The sequence below is a fragment of the Streptomyces sp. NPDC046215 genome (assembly GCF_040646215.1).
Classification (GTDB): Bacteria; Actinomycetota; Actinomycetes; order Streptomycetales; family Streptomycetaceae; genus Streptomyces; species Streptomyces stramineus.
In genome coordinates this window covers 83,633-105,793 of record NZ_JBEYZW010000018.1, presented here as the reverse complement: position 1 = coordinate 105,793, position 22,161 = coordinate 83,633, and the positions used below count along the sequence as shown (strand labels likewise).

The 22,161-nt window shown below is 73.1% G+C and carries 20 protein-coding genes and 1 other RNA gene; 18 read left to right on the top strand and 3 right to left on the bottom strand.

What is annotated here, in order from left to right:
* The first annotated feature begins 338 nt into the window (after nt 1-338).
* Together prfB and ABZ951_RS11205 are read left to right on the top strand one after the other, a co-directional pair.
* The gene (gene prfB / locus ABZ951_RS11210) at nt 339-1,445 is read left to right on the top strand and encodes a peptide chain release factor 2 (RefSeq protein WP_344098101.1); all 1,107 of its coding nucleotides are present in this window, start codon (nt 339-341) and stop codon (nt 1,443-1,445) included.
* Nucleotides 1,446-1,668: 223 nt separating this feature from the next.
* Complete coding sequence (locus tag ABZ951_RS11205; RefSeq protein ID WP_361279680.1) at nt 1,669-2,760, top strand: LPXTG cell wall anchor domain-containing protein; 1,092 nt, start codon at nt 1,669-1,671, stop codon at nt 2,758-2,760.
* A 115-nt stretch (nt 2,761-2,875) separates the two neighbouring features.
* On the opposite strand, the gene ABZ951_RS11200 is transcribed toward ABZ951_RS11205, so the two are convergent.
* On the bottom strand, nt 2,876-3,070 hold the full coding sequence (locus tag ABZ951_RS11200; protein ID WP_344098103.1) for a hypothetical protein: 195 nt from the start codon (nt 3,068-3,070) through the stop codon (nt 2,876-2,878).
* Nucleotides 3,071-3,346: 276 nt separating this feature from the next.
* On the opposite strand from ABZ951_RS11200, the gene ftsE reads away from it, so the two are divergent.
* From ftsE to ABZ951_RS11135, 13 genes are all read left to right on the top strand, one after another.
* Nucleotides 3,347-4,036, top strand: a complete 690-nt coding sequence (gene ftsE, locus ABZ951_RS11195; protein ID WP_344098104.1) for a cell division ATP-binding protein FtsE — start codon at nt 3,347-3,349, stop codon at nt 4,034-4,036.
* Between the two features lie 9 nt (nt 4,037-4,045).
* Nucleotides 4,046-4,963: a permease-like cell division protein FtsX gene (ftsX, locus tag ABZ951_RS11190; RefSeq protein ID WP_344098105.1), complete on the top strand. Its 918-nt coding sequence runs from the start codon at nt 4,046-4,048 to the stop codon at nt 4,961-4,963.
* A gap of 67 nt (nt 4,964-5,030) precedes the next feature.
* On the top strand, nt 5,031-6,296 hold the full coding sequence (locus tag ABZ951_RS11185) for a S41 family peptidase (protein WP_361279677.1): 1,266 nt from the start codon (nt 5,031-5,033) through the stop codon (nt 6,294-6,296).
* Between the two features lie 18 nt (nt 6,297-6,314).
* A complete protein-coding gene (gene smpB, locus ABZ951_RS11180; RefSeq protein ID WP_344097985.1) occupies nt 6,315-6,815 on the top strand; it encodes an SsrA-binding protein SmpB in 501 nt (166 codons plus the stop codon).
* 111 nt (nt 6,816-6,926) lie between these two features.
* Nucleotides 6,927-7,297: a transfer-messenger RNA gene (gene ssrA, locus ABZ951_RS11175) on the top strand.
* A 138-nt stretch (nt 7,298-7,435) separates the two neighbouring features.
* Nucleotides 7,436-8,620, top strand: coding sequence for a hypothetical protein (locus tag ABZ951_RS11170; protein WP_344097984.1), 1,185 nt, complete (start codon nt 7,436-7,438; stop codon nt 8,618-8,620).
* 187 nt (nt 8,621-8,807) lie between these two features.
* Nucleotides 8,808-9,815 carry a LysR family transcriptional regulator gene (locus tag ABZ951_RS11165; protein WP_344097983.1) on the top strand — a complete coding sequence of 336 codons (1,008 nt, stop codon included), beginning with the start codon at nt 8,808-8,810 and terminating at the stop codon, nt 9,813-9,815.
* Between the two features lie 115 nt (nt 9,816-9,930).
* Nucleotides 9,931-10,527, top strand: coding sequence for an ABATE domain-containing protein (locus ABZ951_RS11160; protein WP_344097982.1), 597 nt, complete (start codon nt 9,931-9,933; stop codon nt 10,525-10,527).
* Between the two features lie 300 nt (nt 10,528-10,827).
* The gene (locus ABZ951_RS11155; protein ID WP_344097981.1) at nt 10,828-11,373 is read left to right on the top strand and encodes a sigma-70 family RNA polymerase sigma factor; all 546 of its coding nucleotides are present in this window, start codon (nt 10,828-10,830) and stop codon (nt 11,371-11,373) included.
* Nucleotides 11,370-12,107, top strand: a complete 738-nt coding sequence (locus tag ABZ951_RS11150) for a zf-HC2 domain-containing protein (RefSeq protein WP_344097980.1) — start codon at nt 11,370-11,372, stop codon at nt 12,105-12,107. Before ABZ951_RS11155 ends, ABZ951_RS11150 begins: the two co-directional genes overlap by 4 nt.
* A 191-nt stretch (nt 12,108-12,298) precedes the next feature.
* Nucleotides 12,299-14,659: a UvrD-helicase domain-containing protein gene (locus ABZ951_RS11145; RefSeq protein ID WP_361279683.1), complete on the top strand. Its 2,361-nt coding sequence runs from the start codon at nt 12,299-12,301 to the stop codon at nt 14,657-14,659.
* Between the two features lie 420 nt (nt 14,660-15,079).
* Entirely contained in the window at nt 15,080-16,513 is a 1,434-nt protein-coding gene (locus tag ABZ951_RS11140) for an NAD-dependent malic enzyme (RefSeq protein ID WP_344097226.1), read from the top strand.
* 273 nt (nt 16,514-16,786) lie between these two features.
* Nucleotides 16,787-17,068 (top strand): HU family DNA-binding protein, encoded by a 282-nt coding sequence (locus ABZ951_RS11135; RefSeq protein WP_004951951.1) that lies wholly within the window; start codon nt 16,787-16,789, stop codon nt 17,066-17,068.
* Between the two features lie 294 nt (nt 17,069-17,362).
* Here the strand turns inward: ABZ951_RS11135 and murA are convergent, their stop codons facing one another.
* A complete protein-coding gene (gene murA / locus ABZ951_RS11130; RefSeq protein ID WP_344097228.1) occupies nt 17,363-18,703 on the bottom strand; it encodes a UDP-N-acetylglucosamine 1-carboxyvinyltransferase in 1,341 nt (446 codons plus the stop codon).
* Between the two features lie 221 nt (nt 18,704-18,924).
* On the opposite strand from murA, the gene ABZ951_RS11125 reads away from it, so the two are divergent.
* A complete protein-coding gene (locus tag ABZ951_RS11125; RefSeq protein ID WP_344097231.1) occupies nt 18,925-19,527 on the top strand; it encodes a YqgE/AlgH family protein in 603 nt (200 codons plus the stop codon).
* Nucleotides 19,528-19,548: 21 nt separating this feature from the next.
* On the opposite strand, the gene ABZ951_RS11120 is transcribed toward ABZ951_RS11125, so the two are convergent.
* Nucleotides 19,549-20,391, bottom strand: a complete 843-nt coding sequence (locus ABZ951_RS11120) for a LysR family transcriptional regulator (RefSeq protein WP_344097233.1) — start codon at nt 20,389-20,391, stop codon at nt 19,549-19,551.
* 107 nt (nt 20,392-20,498) lie between these two features.
* Between ABZ951_RS11120 and ABZ951_RS11115 the strand changes: the two genes are divergently transcribed.
* Nucleotides 20,499-21,710 (top strand): MFS transporter, encoded by a 1,212-nt coding sequence (locus ABZ951_RS11115; RefSeq protein ID WP_361279672.1) that lies wholly within the window; start codon nt 20,499-20,501, stop codon nt 21,708-21,710.
* Entirely contained in the window at nt 21,697-21,990 is a 294-nt protein-coding gene (locus ABZ951_RS11110; protein WP_116212048.1) for a DUF3039 domain-containing protein, read from the top strand. The genes ABZ951_RS11115 and ABZ951_RS11110 overlap by 14 nt, the downstream gene beginning before the upstream one ends.
* Nucleotides 21,991-22,161: the final 171 nt, after the last annotated feature.

Here is a 22,161-nt window from a genome sequence, read left to right as displayed (position 1 = left end):
GTGGGCTGAGCTCAGCCCACACCAGCCCGTCCGGCGATTGAGGACGCGCCCGCAGGGCGCCCGTCGCCGCAGGCGGCAACGACGGCCCGCAGTTGCAGTCCGGCCAAAGCCCAGTGGCTCCCGGCCGGGGCCGGCGGCTGAGCTCAGCCGAATCAGCCCGTCCGGGGGCACCTCCCAGCGGTAGCCGGGGGAGTTTGAGGACGCGCCCGCAGGGCGCCCCGCCGCAGGCGGCAACGGCAGCCCGGTTAGTCCCGGTATCACCCGGAATGGCAGGGCCCCCATCGCATCAGCGCACCGCTTAGGGGCATGCCGCCCGGCGCAGCCGTTAGGCTGGGTGCGTGGCAGTCGTTGATGTATCCGAAGAGCTGAAGTCCCTCTCCTCGACCATGGGGTCGATCGAGGCCGTCCTGGACCTCGACAAGATGAGGGCTGACATCGCCGTGCTCGAGGAGCAGGCGGCCGCCCCTTCCCTGTGGGACGACCCCGACGCGGCGCAGAAGATCACCAGCCAGCTGTCGCACCTCCAGGCCGAGCTCCGCAAGACCGAGACGCTGCGCGGCCGCATCGACGACCTCGCGGTGCTCTTCGAGCTCGCCGAGGCCGAGGACGACGCCGACACCCTCGCCGAGGCGGAGTCGGAGCTGGCCGCGGTCCGCAAGGCGCTCGACGAGATGGAGGTCCGCACCCTCCTCTCCGGCGAGTACGACTCTCGTGAGGCGCTCGTCAACATCCGCGCCGAGGCCGGCGGCGTCGACGCCTCCGACTTCGCCGAGCGGCTCCAGCGCATGTACCTCCGATGGGCCGAGCGCCACGGCTACAAGACCGAGATCTACGAGACCTCGTACGCGGAAGAGGCCGGCATCAAGTCGACCACCTTCGCCGTGCAGGTCCCGTACGCCTACGGCACGCTCTCCGTCGAGCAGGGCACCCACCGCCTCGTCCGCATCTCGCCCTTCGACAACCAGGGCCGCCGCCAGACCTCCTTCGCGGGCGTCGAGGTGCTGCCGGTCGTCGAGCAGACCGACCACGTCGAGATCGACGAGTCCGACCTGCGCGTGGACGTCTACCGCTCTTCGGGCCCCGGCGGTCAGGGCGTCAACACCACGGACTCCGCGGTGCGCCTGACCCACCTGCCGACCGGCATCGTCGTCTCCTGTCAGAACGAGCGCTCGCAGATCCAGAACAAGGCGACCGCGATGAACGTCCTCCAGGCCAAGCTCCTTGAGCGTCAGCGCCAGGAGGAGCGCGCCAAGATGGACGCCCTCAAGGGTGACGGCGGAAGCTCCTGGGGCAACCAGATGCGTTCGTACGTCCTGCACCCGTACCAGATGGTCAAGGACCTGCGCACCGAGTTCGAGGTCGGCAACCCCACCTCCGTGCTCGACGGCGACATCGACGGCTTCCTGGAGGCCGGGATCCGCTGGCGCAAGCAGCAGGAGAAGTAACCCCAAACCCCTGCGTAGCCGGACAGTCCCGCACGTAAGTCACTTGACGCTGCCTCAAAAACTGGCAAGGGTGACGAGCGGCATGCGAATCACTGGGGTGCGTGTGGCGGGGGGCGAGCGGCCCGGCCGGAACGGCCGGTGAGCCGCTCCTGATCCCCAGAGCGCCACCGCCCCGTGCACAGCTGCTCCAATGACGAGATCGGCTACTGGGGGTAGCAGGCATATGACCAAGAAGACGCGGATGCGCGTCGCGCGCATAGCCGCCGGTGCGGTGGTTGCCGCGGGCGCTTCGTTGACGGCGGCCGGTGCGGCCTCGGCCGCCGGCGTCCATGTCGCGGGGGTCGGTACGGAGTCGGGTTCGGTCAAGACCGTCACCCGCGTCGCCACCGACGTCGACCCGAACGAGATCCCGCAGCCTCCGACCGGAGGCGACACCACCACCGGCGGCCCGACCGGCGGCGGCACGTCCGGCCAGACGACGACCGGAGGCCCGACCGGCGGCGGTACGGGCGGTGCGACCACCACGGGTGGCCCCACCGGTGGCGGCACCGGCGGTGACACGACGACCGGCGGCCCCACCAGCGGTGGCGCCACCGGTGAGACCTCCACGGGCGGCCCGACCGGCGGCGGCACCAGCAGCGGGCCCACCACCGGCGGTGGCACGTCGGGCCAGCCCACGACCGGCGGTGGCAGCACGACCGGCGGCGGTACGTCGGGTCAGCCCACGACCGGTGGCGGCAGCACGACCGGCGGCGGCAACACCGGCGGTGGAAACACCACGGGTGGCGGCACGTCCGGTGAGCCGACAACCGGCGGTGGCACGACGATCGGCGGCAACACGGGCGGTAACACCGGCGGCAGCACGACCGGCGGCGGTTCGACGGGCGGCAGCGGCACCTCCGGTGGCAGCACCGGTGGCGGCAGCACGTCCGGCGGCAGCACCACCGGCGGCGGCTCGACCGGCGGCGAAGAGGGCACGTCCGGCACCGGCTCCACCGGCGGCAGCGGCTCCACCGGCGGCAGCGGCGGTGCCGACCACAGCGGCAGCACCGGCTCCACCGGCAGCGGCGACAAGGGCGGCGACAGCGACGCCGGCCGCGCCTGCCCAGTGGACACCGCCGGCAACTGCTCCCACACCGACACCGACAGTGCGGGCGACGCCAAGCCCGTGCAGCAGGCCAAGCCCAAGGAGCAGCTGGCCGAGACCGGCGCCGGGCAGACGACCTTCCTGCTGGTCGGCGCCGCGACGATGATCGCGGGCGGTATCGGCTTCCGGCTGCTGCCGCGGATGATGGCCCGCGGCACCGCGGCCTGACCCGCACCACGCCACACAGCACACGCACGTCACACCGCACGCCAAGGGCCCGGAGCGCTGCAGCGCTCCGGGCCCTTGTGCTGCTATCCGTCGATATGCCTGCGCGCTCGACTGATTACGCGGCGAAGTTATGTGCGACTACGGCCACCGCTATCAGCGCCACCAGCAGCGCGAGCAGGGTGGCCGGGGTCAGTCCGGCGAAGACGCCTTCCTGGTGCTGCAGCCGCTCCCGGCTCGCCCGGCACACCGGGCAGCGGCCCTCGTTGACGGGGGCCGCGCAGTTGGCGCACACCAGTCGGTCGCATGTCATGCGATCTCCTCCTCCGGTACGTCCAACGCCTGAGAGAGCCGAGCGGTTCCCCCTACCACTGTGCCAGCTTCCGTGCCGTTCGGCGCGACCGGTCGGCGGACAACGGCGGTGCGGGGCAATTGTCCTTGTTTTGTCCCCCGGGCCACCGGTGACAAACGCGCCAAGGCCGGACGCCGACTGCGCGTGCACGGGTCGTTCGCGTATGGTCACGCACACCGACGGGAGCCGCGTGCGCGGTGTTCCGTGCCCCTATCCAGGTCGACGCGTGGTGCACTCGTGATCCGATTCGACAACGTCTCCAAGTCCTACCCCAAGCAGAACCGCCCGGCGCTCCGCGACGTCTCGCTAGAGATCGAGAAGGGCGAGTTCGTCTTCCTGGTGGGCTCCTCCGGCTCGGGCAAATCCACCTTCCTGAGGCTGCTGCTGCGCGAGGAGCGGGCCAGCGTCGGCCAGGTCCACGTGCTCGGCAAGGATCTCGCCCGGCTCTCCAACTGGAAGGTGCCGCAGATGCGCCGCCAGCTGGGCACCGTCTTCCAGGACTTCCGGCTGCTCCCCAACAAGACGGTCAGCGAGAACGTCGCCTTCGCCCTGGAGGTCATCGGCAAGCCGCGCGGCGAGATCCGCAAGGCCGTCCCGCAGGTCCTGGAGCTGGTGGGCCTGGGCGGCAAGGAGAGCCGGATGCCCGGCGAGCTCTCGGGCGGCGAGCAGCAGCGCGTGGCCATCGCCCGCGCGTTCGTCAACCGCCCGATGCTGCTGATCGCGGACGAGCCGACCGGCAACCTCGACCCCCAGACGTCCGTCGGCATCATGAAGCTGCTGGACCGGATCAACCGGACGGGGACCACCGTCATCATGGCCACCCATGACCAGCAGATCGTCGACCAGATGCGCAAGCGGGTCATCGAATTGGAAAAGGGCCGTCTCGTGCGCGACCAGTCGCGCGGCGTCTACGGCTACCAGCACTGAAAGGACGCCATGCGCGCCCAGTTCGTCCTGTCGGAGATCGGCGTCGGTCTCCGCCGCAATCTCACGATGACTTTCGCCGTCATCGTCTCCGTCGCTCTGTCGCTCGCGCTCTTCGGCGGGTCACTGCTCATGCGCGAGCAGGTCAGCACGATGAAGGGCTACTGGTACGACAAGGTCAACGTCTCGATCTTCCTCTGCAACAAGACCGACGCCGAGTCCTTCCCCTCCTGCGCCAAGGGAGCGGCGACGGAGGATCAGAAGAAGGAGATCCGCGCCGACCTCGAAAAGATGCAGGGGCTCGTCCAGAGCGTCCAGTTCGAGACGGCCGATGAGGCGTTCAAACACTACAAGGAGCAGTTCGGCAAGAGCTCGCCGATCGCCAGCTCCCTGACCGCGGACCAGATGCAGGAATCCTTCCGGGTCAAGCTGAAGGACCCCGCCAAGTTCGCGGTCATCTCCAGCGCCTTCTCCCAGCGCCCCGGCGTCCAGATGGTGCAGGACCAGAAGAACGTGCTGTCGAACCTCTTCAATTTGCTCAACGGCATGAACTACGCGGCGCTCGGCGTGATGGGCCTGATGCTCGTCGTGGCGCTGATGCTGATCGTCAACACCGTCCGGGTGTCGGCGTTCAGCCGCCGCCGGGAGACCGGGATCATGCGGCTGGTCGGCGCGTCCAGCTTCTACATCCAGATCCCGTTCATCATGGAGGCCGCCTTCGCGGGGCTGCTCGGTGCGGGATTCGCCTGCGTCCTGCTGGTCTGCGGGCAGTACTTCCTGGTGAACAACTGGCTGGTGCACCACATCGACGTCATCCAGTTCATCGGCTGGGACGCGGTGGTGGCCAAGCTGCCGCTGGTGCTCGCCATCGGTCTGCTGATGCCCGCTCTGGCCGCCTTCGCGGCCCTGCGGAAGTATCTCAAGGTCTGACATGCGCCCGAGGCGCCGTACGGTCAACTCCCCGTACGGCGCCTCCTTGTGTCCTAGACTCACGCGCATGCCCGGCCCGTCGATGTTCTTTCCGCAGCGCCGCGCCCGGCGCGGTGCCGCCCTGACCCTGGTCCTCGCGGGCGTGCTGGCGACGGGCGCGGCGGCGGGCACCTGGGGGGCGGACGGCGGGGCGGCGGCGGAGGGCCGCGCGCCCTCCCGTACGGCCGCCAGACCCGCCGGGCCGGGGGACGGCGTCCCCGGGCCCCCGGACCACCGCGCCGTGGAGTCGGCGGCGGCGGAGGCCGTGCAGGACGGCAAGTCCGGCGCGGAGGCGGCCGCCGAGGTCCTCGGCCGCAGCGGCGACCGCTGGAGCACCGTCTACACCGCCCCCGAGTACGAGGGCTTCGAGCGGGCCCTCGCCGGTTCCTACATCGGCGTCGGGCTCTCCGCGCGGCGCGGCAGCGGCGGCCGGACGGAGGTCGACGCCGTCCGGCCCGGCAGCCCCGCCGAGCGGGCGGGCATCCACCCCGGGGACCGGATCCGCACCGTCGACGGCACGGAGGCGGACGGCTGCCCCGTCACCGAGGTCGTCGCCCGGCTGCGCGGCGACGCCGGGGCCGGCGGCCACGTCGGCCGGCAGTCCTGGACCGCGCCGGGCGCCGCGGCGGCCGGCACGCCCGTGCGGATCGGCCTGGAGCGGGCCGGGCGGGCGTGGCACCGGACGCTGTACCGGGAGCGGCTGACCACGCAGAGCGTCGCGGTCCGGCGCCTCGGCGAGGTGGAGGCCGACGGGCCGGCGGCCACCCGGATCAAGGTCGACTCCTTCACCCGGGGCAGCGGCGAGCGGGTCCTGCGCGCCACCCGGAGCGCGGCGCGCAGCGAAGGCATCCTGCTGGACCTGCGCGGGAATTCCGGCGGCCTCGTCGACGAGGCCGTCACCGCGGCCTCCGCCTTCCTCGACGGCGGTCTCGTCGCCACCTATGACGTGCACGGCGGACAGCGCTCCCTGGAGGCCCGGCCCGGCCGTGCGACCGGGCGCCCGCTGGTCGTCCTGGTCGACGGCGGCACGATGAGCGCCGCCGAGCTCCTCGCGGGCGCGCTTCAGGACCGGGGCCGGGCGGTCGTCGTCGGTGCCCGGACCTTCGGCAAGGGGTCCGTGCAGATGCCCCGCCGCCTCGCGGACGGCTCGGTCGCCGAGCTGACCGTCGGCCATTACCGCACCCCGGCCGGGCGTGCGGTCGACGGCCGGGGCATCACCCCCGACGTGGTCGTACGCGGCGATGCCGAGGGGCGGGCCCGCAATGTATTGAGTGGCCTCGGGGGTGGGTCGTAGTGCGAGAATGACCGCGCTATGGCTAAACAGAAAGAGTCCACGAGTCGCAAGCTGGTCGCGCAGAACAAGAAGGCGCGCCACGATTACCACATTCTGGACACCTACGAGTGCGGCATGGTCCTGACGGGCACCGAGGTCAAGTCGCTGCGCCAGGGCCGCTCCTCGCTGGTGGACGGCTTCGTGCAGATCGACGGCGGTGAGGCGTGGCTGCACAACGCCCACATCCCCGAATACGCCCAGGGGACGTGGACGAACCACAGCGCGCGCCGCAAGCGCAAGCTGCTGCTGCACCGCGCCGAGATCGACAAGCTCGACTCCAAGTCGCAGGAGACGGGCCACACGATCGTGCCGCTGGCGATCTACTTCAAGGAGGGCCGGGCCAAGGTCGAGATCGCCCTGGCCAAGGGCAAGAAGGAGTACGACAAGCGGCAGACGCTGCGCGAGAAGCAGGACACCCGCGAGTCGAACCGCGCGATCGCGGCCGCGCGCCGCAGGCAGCGGGCCCAGCAGCGTCCGTAGCGGCCGCTCCCTCCCCGGAGGGAATACGCTGGCACCGTCGTACGTTGGTCACGTACGATGGCTACACACACCACCGGGTGGTGCCGGGTGTGCACTTTGAAAAATCAACATGGGGATGATCGGTTTCGACAGCGGATGTCGAAGCAGGGGAAGCGTGTCGAGGAAGCGGCAATGATCTCGTAAACCATATGTCGCAACCAATAATCGCCAACACCAAGCGCGATTCCTTCGCCCTCGCTGCCTAAGTAGCGACTTAGCGAAGTGTCAGCCCGGGAGTGTTCCCGACCCGGATCCTGGCATCATTGAGGGGACTAAACCGCCGATCCCGGCCACGGGGGTCGGCGGGAAATCAAACAGTGGCTGGGCCCGTCGGAGACTTGTTCGCGTGATCACCGGGGCCGAGAAAAGCGCAGCGAACTGCACACGGAGAAGCCCTGATTCTGCACCGTTGGACGCGGGTTCGATTCCCGCCATCTCCACTTCATCCCATGTGAGGCGAAGGCCCCACCGCCGTCAGGCGGTGGGGCCTTCGCCGTTTGCCTCCCCCTCCGCGGCAACCGGCACCGCGGAGCGGCCCTCTTCTCCAGTGGCGGACGGGCAGCCGACCAAGGGGGTACGCGGTGATCCGGACTCGGGCGGTGGTGGCCGTGGGGCTGCTGCTGTGGTCTTCGGCCGGGGCGGCGGTGGCCGACGACGGGCCGGGCGGGGCACACCTGCTGCTCAACGCCGCCACCGGCGCCCGCCCCGGCGCACTGATCGACATCGACCTCCGGGGCGTCCGCGCCGAGGACGAGGTGACCGTCTCCTCGCCCGTCTTCCCCGGCCGCGTCCGGCTCGCTCCCTACGCGCACGAGAAGCCGGTCCCGGAGCGCGGCCACCACGCCCGTCCGGCCGTCGCCCCGGGCGTGGAGCCGGGCTCGTACCCGCTGATCGCCGAGGCCGGCGGCAAGGTCGTCGCCGAGGAGCGGGTGGAGGTCGTCGCGGCACAGCGGCCGGCATTCACGGTGGCCTCCCCGCAGGAGGTGCTGCGCCCGGGGGAGCGGCTGCGGATGTCCTACGACGACCTGTACCCGGGCGAGACCGGCACGTCCTTCACCGTGCGCTCCCCGGCCTTCAGCGCGCCGGTGCGGCTGGCCCACGACCCGGAGGGCGCCGACTGGAACAACCCCCGGCTCTTCTCGGCGGTCGTGGCGCTGCCCCCCGCCCTGAAGGACGGCACGTACAAGGCGGCGCTCACCGGCGCCGACGGGCGCACGGTGAAGGAGCGGCCGTTCGTGGTCCGGGCGGCCCGCCCCGGTGACCCCGACTACCTGGGCAGGGCGAGCGGTCCCGCGTTCTTCGGCCGCTCCGACGGGCCCGGTGCGGCCCGTCCCGCCCACCGGGTTCCGGCCGGTGGGCGCGTCAACGTGCTGTGGCGGGACAAGGCCCCCGATCCGGGTGAGGAGGAGCGGCTGACGGCCACCTCCCCGGCCTTCGAACACCCGGTCCGGCTCCGGCGTGACGTCAGCAAGGCCGGGGACGGCGACGACCCGCGGTACTTCGGCCCGGCCCGCGTCCGGCGCGGTCTGGAGGCGGGCCGCTACCCCGTCACCGTGGTCAGCCACCGCGGCCGGGTGGAGAGGACCGGCCACCTCCAGGTCACCGGCTCGTCCGCCGCCGCGCCGGAGGGCGGCGGCCCCACGGGGCCGGTCGTCGCCGCGGGAGCGGGTGGCGCGGCCCTCACGGCCGGGGCCGGGGTGCTGCTGATCAGGCGGCGGGCCGCGGCGCGGGGCGCCGGCTCGCGAGGGCCCGCGCCAGCCGGGTGAGCGGGCCGGTGCGCGGCCGTGGGGCGGGAGCGGTGGACAGGACGACGAGGGTCGCGCCGCTGACGGCGAGGAGCGGCGTGGGCGAAGAGGGCGAATGCGGCATGGGCCCACTCTCGCCGCGCCCGCCCGTCGCGGTCCAACACCTGATCACTGGCCATTGACGCACCTGTGTTGTTAACTGCCGGACGTGCCGCACGACATAGAGCCGCGCCTGCTGCGAGCCTTCGCCGCCGTCGCCGAGGAGCTCCACTTCACCCGAGCCGCCGCCCGCCTCCACCTCGCCCAGCAGGCCCTCAGCCGGGACATCCGGCGCCTCGAAGTGCGCCTGGGCGCCCAGCTGTTCACCCGGACCACCCGGCAGGTCGCCCTCACCCCGGAGGGTGCGCGGCTCCTGCCGTACGCCCGGCGCGTGCTGGCCGCCCACGACCAACTCACGGCGGCCTGGGGCCGCGAGGAACGCCCCCTGCTCGTGGACGTCGGCGCGCGGGCCGGCACCGCGCACCGGGTGCTGACGGCCGCCCGGGAGGCGGCGGCCGACTGCGAGCTGGTGGCCCGCTTCCACACCGGGCTCACCGGGGCGGCCGCGGAGATCCTGGCCGGGCGGCTGGACGTCTCCTTCGGCCGCGTCGCCGGGCTCACCCCGGCCGTCCGGGCCGCCCTGGACCACCTGCCCGTGCGGTACGAGCCGATGGCCGTCCTCCTGCCGGCCGGGCACCGGCTGGCGGCCCTGCCGGAGGTGCCGGTGGCCGCGCTCGCCGGGGAGACCCTGTACGCGGCCGCGGGCAACCCCGCGACCGCGGAGTGGACCGACCTCGCCGAACGGCTCTTCGAGGGGCGGGACATCGCCGTCGCCGCGCCCTTCCCGGAGATCGAGGGCGAGGAGGAGTTCGTCCGCGTCATCCGCAAGCGGGGCTGGTCGGTGCTGGCGAGTGCCGAGTTCCTCGACGTGCCGGGCATGGTGCTGCGCCCGCTGACCGACCCCGTCCCGCTGTCGCCCGTCTCGCTGGTGTGGCGCCGGGGCCTGCGCCACCCGGGGCTGGACGCGCTGCGCGCGGCGGCCGCGGAGCTGGCCGCGCGGCACGGCTGGCGGGAGCGCCCGCCCGGGGCGTGGCTGCCGGCCGCGGACGAGGCCGCGATGCGCGTGGGCGGCGGTGCCACGCCCCCGCCGGGCACCACCCGTTCGCGACTCCCGTGAATCCGGGGGTTACAGGTGCCCGTCCGGCGGGGCACCCTGGAGATGACGGCACCCACAGGGGCAATCCCGCGGAAATGCGACACCCGTAGGGCGACAGGGGAAAGGTGACAGGCGCATGGCGGCGACGGCCTCCTATGACCTGCGATTCGATGCCGGGCGGCTCTGCCTGGACCTGGTGGCCACGGTCGGCGGGCGGTTCAGCGAGGAGCCGGTCGAGCGCCTCGGCACCCCCGAGCGGCTGCGGGCCTGGCTCGTCGGGGCCGGGGCCGTGCCCTCCGGCACCCCGCTCGACGCGGTGGACACCGCGTGGCTCGGGCGCTTCCACGCGGCCCGCGACCTGCTGCACCGCGTCGTCCACGCGGAGGTCGACGGCCGGGCGGCCGACCCCGATCTGGAGCGGCTCAACGCCCTCGCGGCCACGGCACCCCCCGCGCCACGGGCCGTGCGGACGGCCGACGGCACCCTGATCCGTGCCGTCGCCGGCACCCCCGACTGCGGCGCGCTCATCGGCCGGCTCGCCCGGGACGCGGTGGAGCTGCTCACCGACCCCGTGGCCCGCGGCCAGCTGCGCCGGTGCGAGGGCGAGACCTGCTCGCTGGTCTACCTCGACACCTCGCGGGGCCGCAGGCGCCGCTGGTGCTCCAGCGAGGTCTGCGGCAACCGCGAGCGCGTGGCCCGGCACCGGCGCCGCACGGTCGGTGCCCGCGGCTGAGGAGCGGGGCGGTCACCCGGCCGGTCGATGAGCAGGGGGCGCAGGGCCTTTGCGGGGGCGGAGTCCGTAGCGTCCGAAACCCCCATGATTCGCTTTTCCGACCGGCCGGACCGCCGCACCCGGCCGGAAAAGAGAGGCCGGGCTGAACGCCGCGGACCTCCCGCCCGTACCCCCAGGCGCAGGCCCGCTGCCCGCGGACGCCCCGCGGGCGCAGGGGAGACCGGGACAGCGGCCACCGACCACTCAGGCGGGCGGGGCGGCCGTCCGCACAACCGTCAACGTGCGCTATCGACCGGGGGGATGACTGTGCGCAAGGATGCCGCCGTGGCTGACAGAACGAGTCCGGACGAGGAGCTGATGCGTGCCCTCTACGACGAACACGCGGGCCCGCTCCTCGCGTTCGTGCTCCGGCAGGTGTCGGGCGACCGTCAGCGGGCGGAGGACGTCGTCCAGGAAACCCTGCTGCGCGCCTGGCGCAACGCCGACCGGCTGCGCGGCTCCCCGGGCTCGGTGCGGCCCTGGCTGGTGACCGTCGCCCGGCGCATCGTCATCGACGGCCACCGCAGCCGCCAGGCCCGCCCCCGGGAGGTCGACCCGGGGCCGCTGGAGCTCATTCCGGCGGCCGACGAGATCGACCGGGCGCTGCGCCTGATGACCATTTCCGACGCGCTGGGTGACCTGTCCGAGGCCCATCGAGAGGCGTTGATAGAGACCTACTTCAAAGGACGCACGGTGAGCGAGGCGGCCGAGGCGCTGGGCGTACCGGCCGGGACCGTACGGTCCCGGGTCTTCTACGCGCTGCGCTCGATGAAGCTCTCGCTCGAAGAACGGGGAGTGACGGCATGACGGGGCCGGCGCGGCACACGGACGTGGGCGCGTACGTGCTCGGCGTCCTGGACGACGCGGAGACGGAACGTTTCGAGGAGCACCTCGCCGGCTGCGAGCAGTGCGGTGCCGAGCTGGACGGCCTGATGGACATGCCCCCGCTCCTCGCCGAGTTCAAGGAGGCCACCCCCGACCCGGGGGTGCTCGCCGCACGGCCGGACCCCGTGCTCCTGGACCGGCTCCTCGGCGAGGTCTCCGCCACCCGCCGGGCGCACCGCACCCGCCGGCTCTGCCTCGCCGCCGCGGCCGCCGCCCTGATCGTCGCCGGGCCCCTGGCGGGTGCCGCCCTGCTGTCCGAGGACGCGCCGAGCCACAGCACGGTGAGCGCGGCCAAGGAGATGTACGAGGAGGGCGAGAAGATCGGCGCCGTCGACCCGGCCACCGGGGTGGACGCGACGGTGTCCCTCCAGGAGAAGCCGTGGGGCACCCACGTGGCCCTCAAGCTGGGCAACGTCCGGGGCCCGCGGTCCTGCGCCCTGGTGGCCGTGGGGCGCGGCGGCGAGGAGCAGACCGTCACCACCTGGGCCGTCCCGCCGGGGGGCTACGGGCTGAAGAACGCGGCGGGCAAGGGCGGCGACAAGTGGAACAAGGAGCCGCTCTACACCCACGGAGGCGCCGCGCTCAACCGGAAGGACATCGACCACTTCGAGGTGCGCACCCTCGACGGGAAGCGGCTGGCGTCCGTCCCCGTGTGAGAGCGAGCGCGTGACCCCGGGAGCGGCCGGAGGTGCCCCGGTGGCGGGCCGGGCACCGCACCTCCAGTCGTAGTAAAACGGTCATGTCATGACAGGTGCGCTCGGTACCTCTGTTCGCGTACGGTTGACGGCTGCCCTAGGCACAGCAGAAGGGGGCTTGGGTGGCCGCGCAGAACGCCACGGACGCGCAGGTGGCGACAGGACCGGCGACGGAACCCGACGGGGTCCGCGACCGTGAGATCGGTACCGAACAACAGCATCTGGACCGGGTGTACCGGCGCCTCGAGGAGAAGATCCACGAGGCCGAATTCCTCATGGACGACGCCGCCAAACGCGGCCAGGTCGGCACGCCGGGCGCGCTCGCCGAGCGGGACGCCCAGGTGTTCCGCGCCGGCGTGCACCTCAACCGGCTCAACAGCGAGTTCGAGGACTTCCTCTTCGGGCGGATCGACCTGCTGCTCGGCAAGGACGGCAAGAAGGGCCCGGACGGCGCGTACACCTCCGTCGAGCCCGCCGACGACGCCGTGCGCGAGGACCGGGCCGAGATCGCCGAGACGCTCCACATCGGCCGGATCGGCGTCCTGGACGCCGACTACTCGCCGCTCGTCATCGACTGGCGGGCACCCGCCGCCGCGCCCTTCTACCGGTCCACGCCGGTGGCGCCCGGCCGGGTCGTGCGCCGCCGGGTGATCCGCTCCAAGGGGCGCAGGGTGCTCGGGGTCGAGGACGACCTGCTGCGCCCGGAGCTGACGGCCACGCTGCGGGGCGAGACCCTGCCGGTGGTCGGTGACGGCGCGCTGATGGCCGCCCTCGGGCAGGCCCGCAGCCACACGATGCGCGACATCGTCTCCTCCATCCAGGCCGAGCAGGACATGGTCATCCGGGCCCCCGCGGCCTCGGTGACGGAGGTCGAGGGCGGCCCGGGCACCGGCAAGACCGCCGTCGCCCTGCACCGCGCCGCCTACCTGCTCTACCAGGACCGCCGCCGCTACGCGGGCGGCATCCTCGTCGTCTCGCCCACGCCGCTGCTCGTCGCCTACACCGAGGGCGTGCTGCCCTCGCTGGGCGAGGAGGGGCAGGTCGCGATCCGCGCGGTCGGCTCGCTGGTGGACGGCGCGGAGGCGGACACCTATGACGAGCCGGCCGTCGCCCGGATCAAGGGTTCCTCGCGGATGCTCCCGGTGCTGCGCAAGGCCGCGCGGGGGGCGCTGGACACCCCGGCGGGGCCGGCGGCCGCGCCCGGCGGGCAGCTCGCGCTGGGCGACCCCGAGCCGGCCGCCGCCCCCGGCCCGCCGGACCGGCTGCGCGTGGTCGCCTTCGGCGCCCGGCTGGAGCTGGGCCCCGAGGACCTCAAGCGCATCCGCAACACCGCCCTGGGCGGCACCGCGCCGATCAACCTGCTGCGCCCGCGCGCCCGCAGGCTGATCCTGGACGCCCTGTGGTCCCGGGCCGGCGGCCCCAAGCGCTACACGGACCCGGAGCTGGCCGCGGAGGCGCGCCAGGCGTTCGACGAGGACGTCTCGACCGAGGACGTCTTCCTGGAGTTCCTCGCCGCCTGGTGGCCCGAGCTCACCCCGCGCGGGGTGCTGGCCGCGATGGCCGACGAGCGGCGGCTCTCGCGCTGGGCGCGCCGGGTGCTCAACCCGCGCGAGGTCCGGCAGCTGGCCCGCTCCCTGCGGCGTCTCGACGCCCGCGGGAAGGGCCCGCTGTCCGTGCACGACGTGGCGCTGCTGGACGAGCTGGAGACGCTGCTCGGCGCCCCGGCGCGCCCGAAGCAGCCGCGGGAGCTGGACCCCCTCGACCAGCTGACGGGCCTGGAGGAGCTGATGCCCACCCGCTCCGAGAGCCGCCGGGAGCGGGCCGAGCGGCTGGCGCAGGAGCGCCGGGACTACGCGCACGTCATCGTCGACGAGGCGCAGGACCTGACGCCCATGCAGTGGCGGATGGTGGGCCGCAGGGGCCGCACCGCCACCTGGACGATCGTCGGCGACCCGGCGCAGTCCTCCTGGTCCGACCCGGACGAGGCGGGCGCCGCCCGGGACGAGGCGCTGGGCGCCCGCCCGCGCCGCCGCTTCCGGCTCACGGTGAACTACCGCAACCCCGCGGAGATCGCCGAGCTGGCGGCCAGGGTGCTGGCCCTGGCGATGCCCGGCATGGAGTCCCCGGCGGCCGTCCGCTCCACGGGCGTCGTGCCGCGGTTCGCGGTGGCCCAGGGCGACCTGGGGGCGTCCGTGCGGGAGGAGGCGCAGCGCCTCCTCGACGACGTGGACGGCACGGTGGGCGTGGTCGTGCCGATGGGCCGCCGCGCGGAGGCCCGGCGCTGGCTGGCCGGGCACGGGAGCCGGGTCGTGGTGCTGGGCAGCCTGGAGGCCAAGGGCCTGGAGTACGACGCCACCGTCGTCGTCACGCCCGCCGAGATCGCGGACGAGTCCCCGGCGGGGCTGCGGGTGCTGTACGTGGCGCTGACGCGGGCCACGCAGCGGCTGACGGTGCTGTCGGGCGAGCGGGACGACCCGGACGCGGCCGGGGTGCCGGACCTGCTCAGGGACTGAAGGCCGGGGGCGGTGCCGGGGGCCGGGCCGCCCTTCCGCGGGGGCGGCCGGGGCTTCCGCGGGGCGAACTTCCGCGACGGGAATGACTTCCCGGGAGGGTTTGTTAGCCTGGGTGTGGCACCGGCTCGATCCAAGCCCCCGGGCCCAACCTTAGTCGCTTCGAGCGACCACTTGCCGCGAGGCGAGCATGGCGGGTCGGTGCCACCTCGACCGTCCCACGGGCGTCCTTCTCCACGCGGAGGAGGGCGCCCGTGGCGTTTTACCGTCCCTTTCCGTCCCGTATACCGGAAGATCACTTCCGGAATCGGGGACTGGTTACCCGCTACTGGCGGGTAGGTGGGACCATCGGTCATCGCATACCGGGGCGACCCCCGCGGTACGCGCACGAAGTGAAACAAGGGAAAGCAGAGGAAGTCGGCCATGGCAACGGCGCCAAGCGTCTCGTACTCGATGACGGTCCGACTGGAGGTACCCGCCAGCGGGACCGCGGTCAGCCAGCTCACCACGGCCGTGGAGTCCTCCGGCGGATCGGTGACCGGCCTGGACGTCACCGCCTCGGGCCACGAGAAGCTGCGGATCGACGTCACCGTCGCCGCCACCTCCACCGCGCACGCCGACGAGATCGTGGAGAAGCTCCGCGGCATCGAGGGCGTCTCGCTGGGCAAGGTCTCGGACCGTACGTTCCTGATGCACCTCGGCGGCAAGATCGAGATGGCGTCCAAGCACCCCATCCGCAACCGTGACGACCTCTCCATGATCTACACCCCGGGTGTCGCCCGGGTGTGCATGGCCATCGCGGAGAACCCCGAGGACGCCCGGCGCCTGACCATCAAGCGCAACTCCGTCGCCGTGGTCACCGACGGCTCCGCCGTCCTGGGCCTGGGCAACATCGGCCCCAAGGCGGCGCTGCCCGTCATGGAGGGCAAGGCGGCCCTCTTCAAGCGCTTCGCCGGCATCGACGCCTGGCCGATCTGCCTGGATACCCAGGACTCCGACGCCATCGTCGAGATCGTCAAGGCCATCGCCCCCGGCTTCGCGGGCATCAACCTGGAGGACATCTCCGCGCCGCGCTGCTTCGAGATCGAGGCCCGGCTGCGCGAGGCCCTCGACATCCCCGTCTTCCACGACGACCAGCACGGCACGGCCATCGTCGTCCTCGCCTCGCTCACCAACGCGCTGCGCGTCGTCGGCAAGGGCATCGGTGACGTACGGGTCGTCATGTCCGGTGCGGGCGCGGCCGGTACGGCCATCCTCAAGCTGCTGATCGCGGCCGGCGTCAAGCACGCCGTGGTGGCCGACATCCACGGTGTCGTGCACGCCGACCGCCACGACCTGGTCGCGGCGAGCCCGGACTCCGCGCTGCGCTGGATCGCCGACAACACCAACCCCGAGGGCATCACGGGCACCCTGAAGGAGGCCGTGCGCGGCGCCGATGTCTTCATCGGCGTCTCGGCCCCCAACGTGCTCGGCGGCGAGGACGTGGCCGCGATGGCGGACGGCGCGATCGTCTTCGCGCTCGCCAACCCCGACCCCGAGGTGGACCCGGCCATCGCCCGGCAGACCGCCGCCGTGGTCGCCACCGGCCGCTCGGACTTCCCCAACCAGATCAACAACGTGCTGGTCTTCCCGGGTGTCTTCCGCGGCCTGCTGGACGCCCAGTCCCGCACCGTCAACACCGAGATGATGCTGGCCGCCGCGGGCGCCCTGGCGGATGTCGTCGCCGAGGACGAGCTCAACGCGAACTACATCATCCCGAGCGTCTTCAACGACAAGGTCGCCGGGGCCGTCGCGGGTGCCGTCCGGGACGCCGCGAAGGCCGCCGGGGCCGCTGTGACAGGCGCCACGACCGTCTGACGACGGCGCGTCGCGGGCCTCCGGGCCCGCGACCTGCCCATAAGGTGACGGGCAGAAATCAGGCCGCAGAAATGCGGCTGTATCCGAGGCTGTGCCGCTTTCCGTGTGACTCTCCAGGGTGCCGGATTGGCTTTCCCGCCACTGGTGGGGGCAGGATGCGTAACCGGGCGCGAGGGTCTGGCAACAGACCCGGGTCCGGGGACTGTCCGAGGGCCCTGGCAGCATCGGCTTCGATCTCACGCCTCATTGGCAAGAAGAACACGGGAGTACAACATGAACCGCAGTGAGCTGGTGGCCGCGCTGGCCGACCGCGCCGAGGTGACCCGCAAGGACGCCGACGCCGTTCTGGCCGCGCTCGCCGAGACCGTCGGCGAGGTCGTCGCCAAGGGCGACGAGAAGGTCACCATCCCCGGCTTCCTGACCTTCGAGCGCACCCACCGTGCCGCTCGCACTGCTCGCAACCCGCAGACAGGCGAGCCGATCCAGATCGCTGCCGGTTACAGCGTGAAGGTCTCCGCGGGCTCCAAGCTCAAGGAAGCCGCCAAGGGCAAGTAAGACCCCAGCGCGAAGGGCGGCCACCCCACGGGGGTGGCCGCCCTTTTGGCGTCTGTGGGCCTGTACGGGCCTGTGCGGGCCCATAGAGACGCGTAAGCGCCTGTACGGACCTTCATGGTCAGTACAGGCGCTTACGGCCCGTCAGGGCCCTGTGAGCCGTTCGCCGGTCAGGCGGTGGCGCCGCCGGGGAGCTCGACGCTCGCGCCGAGCTCCTTGAGCTTCTCCATGCTGTGCTGGTCCGGGGGCAACCCCCGGGCCCCCGGCCGGCGCGTGGTCCGGCCGCGGCGGGGCCGGTCAGGCGGTGGCGCCGCCCGGCAGCTCCACGTTCGCGCCCAGCTCCTTGAGCTTCTCCATGAAGTTCTCGTAGCCGCGGTTGATCAGGTCGATGCCGTGGACCCGGGACGTGCCCTGGGCCGCCAGCGCGGCGATCAGGTACGAGAAGCCGCCGCGGAGGTCGGGGATGACCAGGTCGGCGCCCTGCAGCTTGGTGGGGCCGGAGACGACCGCCGAGTGCAGGAAGTTGCGCTGGCCGAAGCGGCAGGCGCTGCCGCCCAGGCACTCGCGGTAGAGCTGGATGTGCGCGCCCATCTGGTTGAGCGCGGACGTGAAGCCCAGGCGGGACTCGTACACCGTCTCGTGGACGATGGACAGGCCCGACGCCTGCGTCAGGGCGACGACCAGCGGCTGCTGCCAGTCCGTCTGGAAGCCGGGGTGGACGTCCGTCTCCAGGGCGATGGCGTTGAGCGAGCCGCCCGGGTGCCAGAAGCGGATGCCCTCGTCGTCGACCTCGAAGGCGCCGCCGACCTTGCGGTAGGTGTTGAGGAAGGTCATCATCGACCGCTGCTGCGCGCCGCGGACGTAGATGTTGCCCTCGGTGGCCAGCGCGGCCGACGCCCAGGACGCCGCCTCCAGGCGGTCCGGGAGCGCGCGGTGGTTGTAGCCGCCGAGCGAGTCCACACCGGTGATCCGGATGGTGCGGTCGGTGTCCATGGAGATGATCGCGCCCATCTTCTGCAGTACGCAGATGAGGTCCTCGATCTCCGGCTCGACGGCCGCGTTGGACAGCTCCGTGACGCCTTCCGCCAGCACGGCGGTGAGCAGCACCTGCTCGGTCGACCCGACCGAGGGGTACGGCAGGCGGATCTTGCAGCCGCGCAGCCGCTGCGGGGCCTCCAGGTACTGGCCGCCCTCGCGCTTCTCGATCGTCGCGCCGAACTGGCGCAGCACCTCGAAGTGGAAGTCGATCGGCCGGCCGCCGATGTCGCAGCCGCCCAGACCCGGGATGAACGCGTGGCCCAGCCGGTGCAGCAGCGGGCCGCAGAAGAGGATCGGGATGCGCGAGGAGCCCGCGTGCGCGTCGATGTCGGCGACGTTCGCGCTCTCCACGTGCGACGGATCCATGATCAGCTCGCCGGGCTCGTCGCCGGGGCGCACCGTGACCCCGTGCAGCTGGAGCAGGCCCCGGACCACCCGCACGTCGCGGATGTCGGGGACGTTGCGCAGCCGGCTGGGTCCGCTGCCGAGCAGGGCGGCGACCATGGCCTTCGGCACGAGGTTCTTCGCGCCGCGGACACGGATCTCGCCCTCGAGCGGGGTGCCGCCGTGGACAAGCAGTACATCGTCAGGGCCGGTCATGGATCTCGCGTTCCTGGAGTTGGGCAGGGGGGCAAGAAGAAAGGGTAATGCGACCGGAGGGCCCTCCTGCCGGTGTAAGGGGCCCTGGGCCGTGTCATGGCTTCGCAACAACACGCTGCGTTTATGGAATGGTCGCTACCGGTTATCTGCGGGGCCGTCGTGTTCGTGCCGGAGTCGCGGTCCACCCCCCGGACGAGCCCGAAATGCGGGATCATGTGCGCATGTCCGAGGTGTCCTCGCTCACAGGACGGCTGCTAGTGGCGACACCGGCGCTCGCCGACCCCAATTTCGACCGCGCGGTGGTGCTTCTCCTCGACCACGACGAGGAGGGCTCCCTCGGCGTGATCCTCAACCGTCCCACGCCCGTCGGCGTCGCCGACATCCTGGAGTCCTGGGCCGCGCTGGCCGGGGAGCCGGGGGTGGTCTTCCAGGGCGGGCCCGTATCGCTGGACTCCGCCCTGGGCGTGGGCGTCGTGCCGGGCGAGCCCCACGACGCCGGGGCGAAGGGCGCGGCCGCCCCGCCCGGCGACGGCCCGCTGGGCTGGCGCCGGGTGCACGGCGCCATCGGGCTGGTGGATCTGGAGGCCCCTCCCGAGCTGCTCGCGACGGTCCTGGGCTCGCTGCGGATCTTCGCCGGGTACGCGGGCTGGGGGCCCGGGCAACTGGAGGACGAGCTGGTCGAGGGCGCCTGGTACGTGGTGGAGTCCGAGCCGGGCGACGTCTCCTCCCCGGACCCGGGGCAGCTGTGGCGGGCGGTCCTGCGGCGGCAGCGCAACGAACTGGCCATGGTCGCCACCTACCCCGACGACCCCAGTCTCAACTGATTCACGCGATCCCGGCCGGATTCACCCCCCGGCGAGCGCCAGGAACCGGTCCGCGAGGGGGTGCGCGCCCCGGGTGGGCGCGGCGACGCGCACGGGCACCGGCGGCGCGCCCTTCAGCCGGACGAACCGCACCCCCGGGTGCGTGTAGCGCTCGGCGGCGGAGCGCGGCGCCACCCCGACGCCGTGGTCCGCGGCTACGGACTCCACCCACTCGTCGAAGTTCCCGGCCGTGCAGGCCACCGCCGGACGTGCCCCTTCCGGCCACAGCTCCGGGCGGGTCGTCCCGCTCACCGTGTTGACCACCAGCGGCAGAGCGGCCAGTTCCGGCCAGGCCAGGACCCGGCGCCGGGCCAGGGGGGAGGAGCGGGCGACGGCCGCGACGCGCTCCTCGTGAAAGAGGACCCGGCTGCGCACCCCCGCCGGTTCGTCGCCGCGCAGCACGGCCGCGTCCGTCTCCCCGGTGTCGAGCCCCGCCAGGGGCGCGTCCCGGCGCACGAGCCGTACGCCCGCGCCCGTCGCCGCCTTGAAGCGCTCGACCAGCCGGGCGCCCTCCGCAGGCAGCAGCCAGGTGAATCCCAGCCGCAGGACCGCGCCCCGGCAGGGCGCGCGCAGGGCGTCCTCCAGCCGGGGGAGGAGCCCGGCCAGCTCCTCGTACAGCCGCTGCCCCGCGGGGGTGGGCTCGACGCGGCGGGTGGTGCGCTCCAGCAGCCGCGCCCCGACCGCCTCCTCCAGCGCCTGAACGGCCCGGGTCAGCGCGGGCTGGCCGACGGCGAGACGGGCGGCCGCGTAGGTGAAGCTCCGCTCCTCGACCACGGCGGTGAAGCAGCGCAGCTGCCGGAGTCCGATCCCGCTCAGATCATTCATGCGCAGCAAGCATAAATAGGCCCCCGGCGGCATTTCCCCGCCCCGGGCCCGGCTGCCTAGCGTCCCGCCCATCACCTGGCGAGAACCGACAGATCGGGGCGACAACCGTGCGCAAGGTCCTGCTGCTGGCCCTGGGGTCCTTCACCCTGGGCCTGGACGCCTATGTGATGGCCGGGCTGCTGCCCGCCATCGCCGACGACACGGGCACGACGGTGGCCCTCGCCGGACAGCTCGTGACCGTCTTCACCCTCGCCTACGCGGTCTCCGCGCCGCTCTTCGCGAGCCTGCTGTCCGGCCGCCGGCCGCGCGGGGCGCTGATCGGCGCCCTCGCGGTCTTCACCGCCGCCAACGGGCTCACCGCGCTCGCCCCCTCCTTCGGGGCGCTGCTGGCCGCCCGGGTGGCTGCCGGGGCGGGGGCGGGCCTGTACTCGGCGCTGGCCACGGCCGCCGCCTCCTCGACGGCCGGGCCGCAGCGGCGCGGCCGGGCGCTCGCCCTCGTCATGGGCGGGATGAGCGCGGGCACGGTGCTGGGCGTCCCGCTCGGTGTCCTGCTCGCCGAGCACACCGGGTGGCGGGCCACGCTCTGGCTGGTCACCGGCCTGGGCGCGGCCGCGCTCGCCGGCCTGGCCACGCTGCTGCCCCCGCTGCCCGCCGAGCCGCAGACCCCCGTACGGGAGCGGCTGGCCGCCCTCGCCGACCGCACCGTCGCCCCCGTCGTCGGGGTCTCCTTCCTCGCGGCCGTCGCCAGCCTCGGCCTCTACACCTATCTGGCACCGGTCCTGCGGTCGGCGGGCGGCGTCCACGGGATCACCCCCTATCTGTGGGCGTGGGGTGTCGGCGGGGTCCTCGGCAGCCTCGCCGCCGGGCCGCTCGTGGACCGGGGCGCCCGGACGCCGGTGCTGGTGGGCGCGGTGCTGGCCGCGATCGTCCTGGCGCAGGCGCTGCTGCCCGCCCTGGCGCCCGCGCCGCTCGCCGCCGGGGCCGCCCTGGTGCTGTGGGGGGCGGGCGGCTGGGCGCTCCAGGTGCCGCAGCAGCACCGGCTGCTCGCCCTGCGCCCCGGCCGGGGCCCGGTCGTCCTCGCCCTCAACAACTCGGCGCTCTACCTCGGCAGCGCCGTCGGCTCCGCGCTCGCCGGCCTCGCCCTGTCCGCCGGTCTGCGCCCCGCCGCGCTCCCGTGGGCCGCCGCCGCGGTCGCGGGCGCCGGACTGCTGCTCCACGCCTCGGCGACGGCCCGCCGGGGACGGCCGCGGGCCGTGCCGACCGGGGCTCGGCCGACGGCGCCCTGCCCCAGTACTCTTGGAAACCATGAGCACTCTTGAGCCCGAGCGCGGGGCAGGGACCGGCACCCTCGTAGAGCCGACGCCACAGGTGTCGCACGGCGACGGCGACCACGAGCGCTACGCCCATTACGTCCAGAAGGACAAGATCATGGAGAGCGCGCTCTCCGGTTCGCCGGTCGTGGCCCTCTGCGGCAAGGTCTGGGTCCCCGGGCGCGACCCGAAGAAGTACCCGGTCTGTCCCATGTGCAAGGAGATCTTCGAAGGCATGGGCGCCGGCGGCGACAAGGACAAGGGCGGCAAGGGCGGGGACAAGAAGTAACTCGGCCCGCCCGGCCCTTCCCTCTCCCTTCTCCGGCCCTTAACGGCCCTTCTCCGGCTTCCGAACGGCCCCCGGACGCGTTGACGCGCGTCCCGGGGGCCGTTCGCGTTGCACGGAGCGCTCGTGTTGATCACGGAGTGGTGGAGACCTCCGGCCGGGCCTTGTCGGGGC